An 8272-nucleotide genomic window follows, 5' to 3' on the forward strand; every position below is an offset into this window, starting at 1 on the left:
CGCGCGGTACACCGCCAGGTCGCGCGCCGAATAACGCGCGCCTTCCTGCTGCTTGTAGCTCGGATCGTGTTCTTCATCCACGACGATCAGGCGCAGGTTGGGCAGGGATGCAAAAATTGCCATGCGGGTGCCCAGCACCAGGCGGGCCTGGCCGGCATGGGCGGCCAGCCAGCTCTTGAGCCGCTGCGCGGGTGTCAGGCCGCTGTGCAGCGACACCACCTGCGCCTTGCCGAGGTGGGCGAAACGCTCCTCGAAACGCGCCTGCAGCTGCGGCGTCAGGTTGATCTCGGGCACCATGACCAGCACTTGGGCGCTGGCATCCTGGGCCAGCACCCGGGCGGCCGCGCGCAGGTAGACCTCGGTTTTGCCGCTACCGGTCGCACCGAACAGCAGTGCCGGCCGGCTGTCGGCATCAAATTCGGCGATGGCCCTTTTTTGCTCTGCGCTGAGTGCTACTAAATCAGTAGTGTCCGGGGTATCCGGCGCGGGGGCTACAGGCCGTTTGAGCCGGCGTGCGAGCTGCACGGTGCTCAGCTCGCGCAGTTGCGGCGGCAGCGCGGCCAGCGCCACTTCGCCGATGGAGCGCTGGTAATAACTGGCCGTGAAACTGACCAGCCGGCGCCAGGTGGCCGATAGCGGTGCCAGGCCGTCCAGTGCGCCCAGCACGGACCTGGCTTGGGCCGGCAGCAGGCCGCCGCTGTCGGGCAGCTCCGCCCAGACCACACCCAGCACCTCGCGCTTGCCCAGCGGCACGCGCACCAGGCTTCCCGGTGGAAGTGGACGCTCGCTGGCATAGGTCAGCGGTCCGGCCACGCTGCTATGCGCCGGGGTGGCAACAACAATGCTGAGCCAGTGCGTCATGGCGGGACGGATAGACAGAGGATAGGTAAGGCGATAGTCTTAAGATACATTTGCAAACATGGCGCTAAGTGCTTGATTTCAAAAAGCTTTGAGGGTCTTCCAAGGTTTCTGTGGATAACTTTGTTGATAGATTGCCCCCGCGCTGCCCCGGGCCTTATAAACCAAGGGTTTTTCTTGAATTGCCCGCAAAAAAAGCAGTTTGAAGATCCTATATAAATCAAGCACTTAGAGGCGCTATGGCTTTGATAGCGAGAGGCCGGCCTGTTACAGCTTCATGCGGCACCGCAGCACAAATTTTGTGAATAAGTCATGCTTGCGGAGCGGGATTTTTGTGCTAGCCGTGGTGGAAAACCCGTATCAATGCGGGGTTCCGGTGCGCATACGGCGTGAGTGCGCATGGACGGCCCGCACCAGCACTTCGACGTTCTCGGGCGGGGTGTGCTGGCTGATGCCGTGTCCCAGGTTGAAGATGTGGGTCGGGCCGCTGCTGCGGGTGTCCAGGTGGGGAGCGCCAAAACTCTCCAGCACGCCAATCACCTCCTGCTCAATTTGCGCCGGGCTGGCAAACAGGACATTGGGGTCCAGGTTGCCTTGCAGCGCCATGCGTGCGCCCACCCGGGTCCGCGCCTGCGCCAGGTTCACGGTCCAGTCCAGCCCCAGGACTTCGCAGTCCAACTGGGCCATCTGTTCCAGCCAGAGGCCCCCGCCCTTGGTGAACACCAGGCGGGGAATGGTCACGCCTTCGTGTGCCCGCTTGAGCTGGCTGAGCACGCGCTGGGTGTAGGCCAGGCTGAAGGTCTGGAAAGCCGCGTCGGCCAGCACGCCGCCCCAGCTGTCGAAAATCATCACCGCCTGGGCGCCGGCTTCGATCTGCGCATTCAGGTAGGCGGCCACAGCGTCGGCATTGACCGCCAGCATGGCATGCATCAGGTCGGGACGTTGGTAAAGCATGGTCTTGACGAGACGGTAGTCGTCCGATCCGGCGCCCTCGACCATGTAGCAGGCCAGTGTCCAGGGGCTGCCGGAAAAACCGATCAGCGGCACCCGGCCGTTCAGCGCCTTGCGGATGGAGGTGACGGCGTCGAAGACATAACGCAGTTTTTCCATGTCCGGCACTTCGAGTTTGGCCACGGCTGCCTCATCGCGCACAGGCGTCGCAAAACGCGGGCCTTCACCGAGTGCAAACGACAGACCCAGGCCCATGGCGTCGGGCACGGTCAGGATGTCGGAAAACAGGATGGCCGCGTCCAGCGGGTAACGCTCCAGCGGTTGCAGCGTGACTTCGGTGGCGTAGTCGGGCGAGGTCGCCAGACCCATGAAACTGCCGGCCCTGGCGCGGCTGGCGCGGTATTCAGGCAGGTAACGCCCGGCCTGGCGCATCAGCCAGACGGGGGTGTAGTCGGTGGCCTGGCGCAGGCAGGCCCGTAGAAAGGTGTCGTTTTGGAGGGGAGCAAACATGCCCCGATTGTCTCAGGTGTGGACGCGGACCCTGACAGGCCTTTTTGCGGCAGGGGCAACTGTTCGCAGCGTCGATTCGGGCCCGCCGTGCCCGTCGTCCGGGTCCGCCGGCGCTTCACCTGACCAGCGTTTTCATGAAGACTTCCAGCGCGGCTATGGGCAGGGGCTTGCAGAACAGGTAGCCCTGGTAACACTCGCAGCCGTGGCGTGAGAGAAAGTCGCGTTGCGCCGCGGTTTCCACGCCCTCGGCCACCACGCTCAGCCCCAGGCTTTGCGCCAGGCCGATGATGGTGCGGGCAATCGCTGCATCGTTGGGGTCGCGCAGGATGTCCTTCACAAAGGATTTGTCGATTTTCAGCTGGTCCAGCGGCAGCCGCTTCAGGCAGGACAGCGAGGAGTAGCCCATGCCGAAGTCATCGATCGAGAGGGTGACGCCCATGTCCTTGAGCGCGGCCATCTTGCTGATGGTGACTTCCATGTCGTCGGCCAGCAGGCTTTCGGTCAGCTCCAGCTTGAGCTTGTAGGGGCTGACCTGGGTTTCCTTCAGCGCGGCCATGACAAGGTCGACAAAGTCGCTGTGGCGGAACTGCCGCACGCTGACATTGACTGCAATGCTCAACGCTGCCGTCTCGGGCCGGTGCGCCCAGGCGGCCAGCTGGCGGCAGGCGGTTTCCAGCACCCATTGGCCCAGCGGGAGGATCAGTCCGCCGTCTTCGGCGGCGGGAATGAATTCCGAGGGCTCCACCAGGCCGCGGCTGCCGTGTTGCCAGCGCAGCAAGGCCTCCACACCGGTCATGCGTCCATCGCGGCCCACCTGCGGCTGGTAGTAGAGGAGGAACTGGTTTTCACGCAGGCCCTGGCGCAGGTCCGACTGCAGCGCCGCATTGGCCGACACTGCCGCCTGCATGACCGGGTTGAAAAAACAAAGGGTGTTGCGGCCGGCGACCTTGGCCTGGTACATGGCCAAGTCGGCCTGTTTCAGCAGGTCGCCGATCGCGTGCTCCGTGTGGTCGAAAGAGGTGATGCCGATGCTGCAGGTGCTGTAGTGTTGGTAACCGGCCAGGCTGTAGGGCTCGCAGAGCGCCGCGAGGATTTTCTCCCCCACCGCCCTGGCTTCGGCGGCCGCGGCCTGCGGATCATCGCCCAGGTCGTCCAGCAGGATCACGAACTCGTCGCCACCCAGCCGCGCCACCATGTCAGCCGGCCGCACACAGGCCGCCAGGCGCTTGGCCACCTTCTGCAGCAGCAGGTCGCCTTTCTGGTGGCCCATGGTGTCGTTCAGGGCCTTGAAATTGTCCAGGTCGACAAACATCAGGGCACCCGCACGCTGCTGCTCCTGGCCACCCAGGGTTTTGTGCAGGCGATTCATCAGTAGCTGGCGGTTCGGCAACTGCGTCAAGGCATCGTAAAACGCCAGGTGCCTGATCTCGCTTTCGGTTGCCTTGCGCCGCGTGACGTCGCGCCCGACGGCCACCCAGTGCGTGAAGAAGACGCCCACATCGTCGGCCACCGGCACGATGTCGACTTCCATCCAGAAGTGCCTGCCGTTTTTTTTGTAGGTGATGAGTTCGGCCTGGACCGGCTCGCCCCGGCGGAAAGCCGACCGGATGCGCCTGAGTTCGCTGCGCTCTGTCAGCGCACCGCACAGCAGCTGCGGCGACTGGCCCATGGCCTCGCTGCGGCTGTAGCCGGTGTGCCGCTCGAAGGCGTTGTTGACGAAGATGATGCGCAGCCCCGGTTTCCCGGAAGGAAGCGCCTCGGCAATGATCACGATGTCGTTCAGGCGTGAGATGCTGGTTTCCAGCAGCATGAGCTGTTCGCGGGTCTGGCGCTGCTTGCTGACATCGCGAAAATAAATGGCCAGCCCGTCCGGAAACGGATGTGCGCGCACTTCAAACCACTTGTCCAGCGGGGCGTACAGCGCCTCGAACTCCACCTGGCGATGGCCCGTGACGGCGGCCTGCACCTGTTCGGAAAACGAGGTGTTGACGACGCCCGGAAATTCTTCCCAGATGCTTTTGCCCAGCAGCTCTGCGGCGCTGGACCTGCGCAGCAGCCGCACCCCCTCGCTGTTGATATAGGTAAAGCGCCAGTCGGGGTCCAGCGTGTAAAAGCCCTCGGTGATGCTTTCCAGCGTGATGCCGAGCCGGGTGGCCAGCCGCTGCGCATCCTCCTCGGTCTGGCGCATGGAGCTGCGGATGCGCGCGCGCTCGGCGGCCATGGCGCGGCGTTCCCGGCGCTGGCGCTGCAGGTCCAGCTGGCCCGCCACCAGTTCGACCAGCGTTTCCAGGTCCTGCTCCTGCTCGGGGCTCAGGCTTCGCGGCACCCTGTCCATCACGGCCAGAACACCCCGGAGCGTGCCGTCCTGCCCGGCAATGGCGATGCCCCGGTAGAAATGGATGCCCGGCGCGCAGCGCGCTGGCAGCAGGGGCTGGCGCGGCGGTGTCTCCAGTGCCGCGGCGCACAGCGTGACGAGCCCTTCGCGTTCGGCAGCGCTGAAACCCGTGCCCGAACTGAACACGGCCTGGCCGTTTTCAAGCAGCACCACCAGGGCCATGGCGGTGCCGCAGGACCGGGCGGCCAGCTGGACCAGGCGGTCGGTATCCGGCGGCGGAGCGGGCGCGCGAACCTGCGCGGGGGCTGGCGGACTGGCGACGGAATGGACGGTGGGCAAAGACACGGACGGGCACCTGCTTTCAGGATGACAAAAGAAGATGCTGAGGGATCGTTGCAGGTTTTTCCCAGGAGATTTGCAAGCGTGCGCACGAAACCGTTGCAAAACGTAGACCCGCATGCCGGACGCAAATCTGTCCTACGCGGTTTGTCGGCGCGCGCTGATCGACGCAGGTGACGGAGGGCCGCTGGCCTTAACGCACCGGTAAAAACTGCAGGAAGGAAGCGCCCGCCAGGCTTTGCACGTAACTGATCACGGCGCGTCGGTATTTTTCGGTCAGGACCTCGGACAACAGGTCGAGCCGGCCGATGAGCTTGCCGAACTCGCGCTCGAAACTCAGGTTGCGTTCGCGCTCCGAAATTTCATCGGCCAGCAGCAGGGGCTGGCCAGCCGTATTGCGCCGGGTGGCCAGCAGCCAGACCGCCGATTCGATGTTGCGTGCCGCGTTGTAGATGTGCTGCGCATCGAGGCTGTCCACCAGGTAGAACGCGGTTTTGTCGTTGTGCGCAACGATCAGCATGTCGGCACTGGCATAGATGAAGGCCGCCACGCGGTCGCCCTTGAAGTCGGGGCTCAGAGCCAGCGACAAAGCTGCAATGTCGCGTTTGCCCAGCAGCTCCGGCCAGGGCGCGCGGCTGTCGATGGCGCTGCGGACCCGCTGGATGGCCGCGTCGCGGCTCAGGCTGCCGGTCTTGCGCCATTCGGCCGGGTTGCGCCGGTACAGCTTGTCGAGCAGGCGGTACAGGCTGTCGAGGTTGTCGCGCATGCCCAGGGTGGCCATGCGGTTCACATCGGACTGCGCCAGCTCGGATGTGGTCAGCGGCGCGACCTGGGTTTCGCCGCGGTGCACCGGCGCGGTCTGGATGCATCCACCCAGCAGCAGGGCCGGCAAACACAGCAGAGGAAGCAGCAGGGGCCGGCGCGGAGTGGGCATGCGCCGATTATCGGGGGAGCCCTGCATCGCGCAGCGCAATGGCCGGTGGCCGTTTCCTCAAACGCTGCTGTTTGACAACAGCCCGCGCGACTGCAGCACCTTGTGGTCGATCTTCAGGCAGTGGTCCTGCACCACCAGCAGGCCGGCCGCTTCTGCTTTTTCCGCGGCAGCGGCGTGGCGGATGCCCAGCTGCATCCAGACGGCTTTGGCGCCTATGGCAATGGCTTCATCGACGACGGGCGGAATGTCCTCGCTGTTTCGAAAGCAGTTCACCAGCTCGATGTTTTCATGCCGCGCCGCCTCGGTCAAATTGGGGTAGGCCTTTTCGCCCAGCACTTCGGTGGCATTCGGGTTGACCGGGATGATGCGGTAGCCCTGGGCCTGCATGTAGCGCGCCACGTCAAAACTGGCGCGGTGCGGCTGGGGCGACAGCCCCACGACCGCAATCGTGCGGTAGTGGGTCAGGATGTAGGGCATGCGGTCGGCTGGTGCGATGGCGGCCATGGTTTGTCTCAGGCCTTGTCTTTGTACTTGATGGAGCAGCCGTAGGCCCGGGTGGATGCCGTGCTGATCGCCTTGCCACTCAACGCTTCGTTGAGCCCTTTACGCACATAGTTGGTCGCTGTCTTGATGTCGTCCCCGCGCGCCGAGGGAATGCTGTCGATCGCGCCGGCATACACCAGCTGGCCCTGCGGGCTGACGATGTACATGTGCGGCGTGGTCTTTGCCCCGTAGAGCTGGCCGATGTTGCCGGACTCGTCCATCAGCGTGGCGCTGGCCGCCGCCTGTTTGTCGCGCATCCAGCCGGCGAGCTTGCCGGGCACGAGGTAGTCGCCGCTGTCGGCCTCGGTCGAGTTGATGGACAGCCAGACCACACCCTTGCCGGCAAATTCCTTCTGCAGGCCTTGCATGTTGCCGCTGTAGTGCTTTTGCACAAACGGGCAACCGGGATTGGTCCACTCCAGCACCACCAGCTTGCCCTTGTAGTCGCTGAGACGGTGGGTTTTTCCGGTGGTGTCCACAGCGGAAAATTCCGGAGCGGCCTGGCCGACTGCGGCGGTGGCAGCCTGGGCGTGCTGCAGGAAGGTGGGGGCCCATGGTGCGGCGAGCAGTGCGCCTGAGAAAACCCGGCGATTGACGGAACGATTCAACATGGCTTGAACTCCTTCAAGGGGTGAGGGACAGGGGGACAGACAGCTTCTACAGTTTGGCCAGTTCGGCCCGGACATCACTGACCGACAGGATTTCCGACAGCACAACGGGTGCACGGCCGGGCTTGTAGATCACGTACACCGGCACGCCATTGCGGCCCAGCTGGGACAGCGCCGCCGTCACCGCCGGATCGCGCCGGGTCCAGTCGGCGCGCAGCAGCGCGACGTTTTTGGCATCCACGTCGGCCAGCACTTCGGCGTTGGCCAGTGTGGTGGTCTTGTTGTACTGGCAAGTCACGCACCAGGCCGCGGTGAAGTCGACAAACACGCTCCGGCCCTCGGCCGTGAGCTGGTCCACGCGGCCCGGCTCCCAGGCTTGCCAGCGGCCCGACGATGTTGCCGCGACGCTGGAAGCGCCCAGGGGTTTGATGACATTTTGGCCAATGGCCCATACCCCTGCTGCGCCAAGCGCTATTGAAAGCGTAGCGGCCACCGTGCGACTGCGGCCTTTGAGCGTCAGCGACCACAACGCCAGCGCCATCAGCACCAGCAGCGCCAGCAGGGCGCCGGCGCCGTCGATGCCGCTTTGCTGGCCCAGCACCCAGACCAGCCAGGCGACGGTGGCAAACATGGGAAAGGCCATCAGCTGTTTGAAGGTCACCATCCAGGCACCCGGACGGGGCAGGGCGCGCGCCACCGCCGGCACGGCGCTGGCGGCCAGATAGGGCAGTGCCATGCCCACACCAATGGTGGCAAACACCACCAGTGCCTGCAGCGCCGGCAGGCCCACGGCGTAACCGAGCGACGCGCCCATGAAGGGCGCGGTGCAGGGCGAAGCAACCGCGGTGGCCAGCACGCCGGTCAGGAAGGCATTGAGGGTCGGGTTTTTTGCCTGCAGGCCGGCCACCCGGCCAGGCAGGAAGCTGCCGAATTCGAACAGGCCCGCGAGGTTCAGGCCGATCAGCGTGAACAGCACGGCCAGCGCCGCCACCACACCGGGGCTCTGCAGCTGGAACCCCCAACCAAGCTGCTCGCCGGTGGCGCGCAGGCCCAGCAGCAGGGCACCCAGTGCCAGAAAGGAGAGCACCACCCCCGCGCTGTAGGCCAGGCCGCCGGCCAGTCGCACCGCCTGGCTTTTTTCTTTGGTGAAGCTCACGACCTTGATGGCCAGCACCGGAAAAACACAGGGCATGA

General features: G+C 64.9%; 7 protein-coding genes. All 7 read right to left on the reverse strand.

Annotation, left to right across the window (positions count from 1 at the left end; translation table 11 throughout):
• A partial coding sequence (locus tag WA904_RS21195) for a DEAD/DEAH box helicase (RefSeq protein ID WP_425199106.1) occupies positions 1-861 on the reverse strand: 861 nt, incomplete at its 3' end.
• Positions 862-1218: 357 nt separating this feature from the next.
• The gene (gene hemE / locus WA904_RS21200; protein WP_425199107.1) at positions 1219-2319 is read right to left on the reverse strand and encodes a uroporphyrinogen decarboxylase; all 1101 of its coding nucleotides are present in this window, start codon (positions 2317-2319) and stop codon (positions 1219-1221) included.
• Between the two features lie 115 nt (positions 2320-2434).
• On the reverse strand, positions 2435-4999 hold the full coding sequence (locus tag WA904_RS21205; protein ID WP_425199108.1) for an EAL domain-containing protein: 2565 nt from the start codon (positions 4997-4999) through the stop codon (positions 2435-2437).
• Between the two features lie 187 nt (positions 5000-5186).
• The gene (locus WA904_RS21210) at positions 5187-5927 is read right to left on the reverse strand and encodes a hypothetical protein (protein WP_425199109.1); all 741 of its coding nucleotides are present in this window, start codon (positions 5925-5927) and stop codon (positions 5187-5189) included.
• A 57-nt stretch (positions 5928-5984) separates the two neighbouring features.
• Positions 5985-6431: a CoA-binding protein gene (locus WA904_RS21215; RefSeq protein ID WP_425199110.1), complete on the reverse strand. Its 447-nt coding sequence runs from the start codon at positions 6429-6431 to the stop codon at positions 5985-5987.
• 8 nt (positions 6432-6439) lie between these two features.
• Positions 6440-7081 carry a thioredoxin family protein gene (locus WA904_RS21220; protein ID WP_425199111.1) on the reverse strand — a complete coding sequence of 214 codons (642 nt, stop codon included), beginning with the start codon at positions 7079-7081 and terminating at the stop codon, positions 6440-6442.
• A gap of 46 nt (positions 7082-7127) precedes the next feature.
• On the reverse strand, positions 7128-8272 hold a 1145-nt coding region (locus tag WA904_RS21225; RefSeq protein ID WP_425199112.1), incomplete at its 5' end, for a protein-disulfide reductase DsbD family protein.

It is taken from the genome of Polaromonas sp. (assembly GCF_049790275.1).
GTDB lineage: Bacteria > Pseudomonadota > Gammaproteobacteria > Burkholderiales > Burkholderiaceae_C > Polaromonas.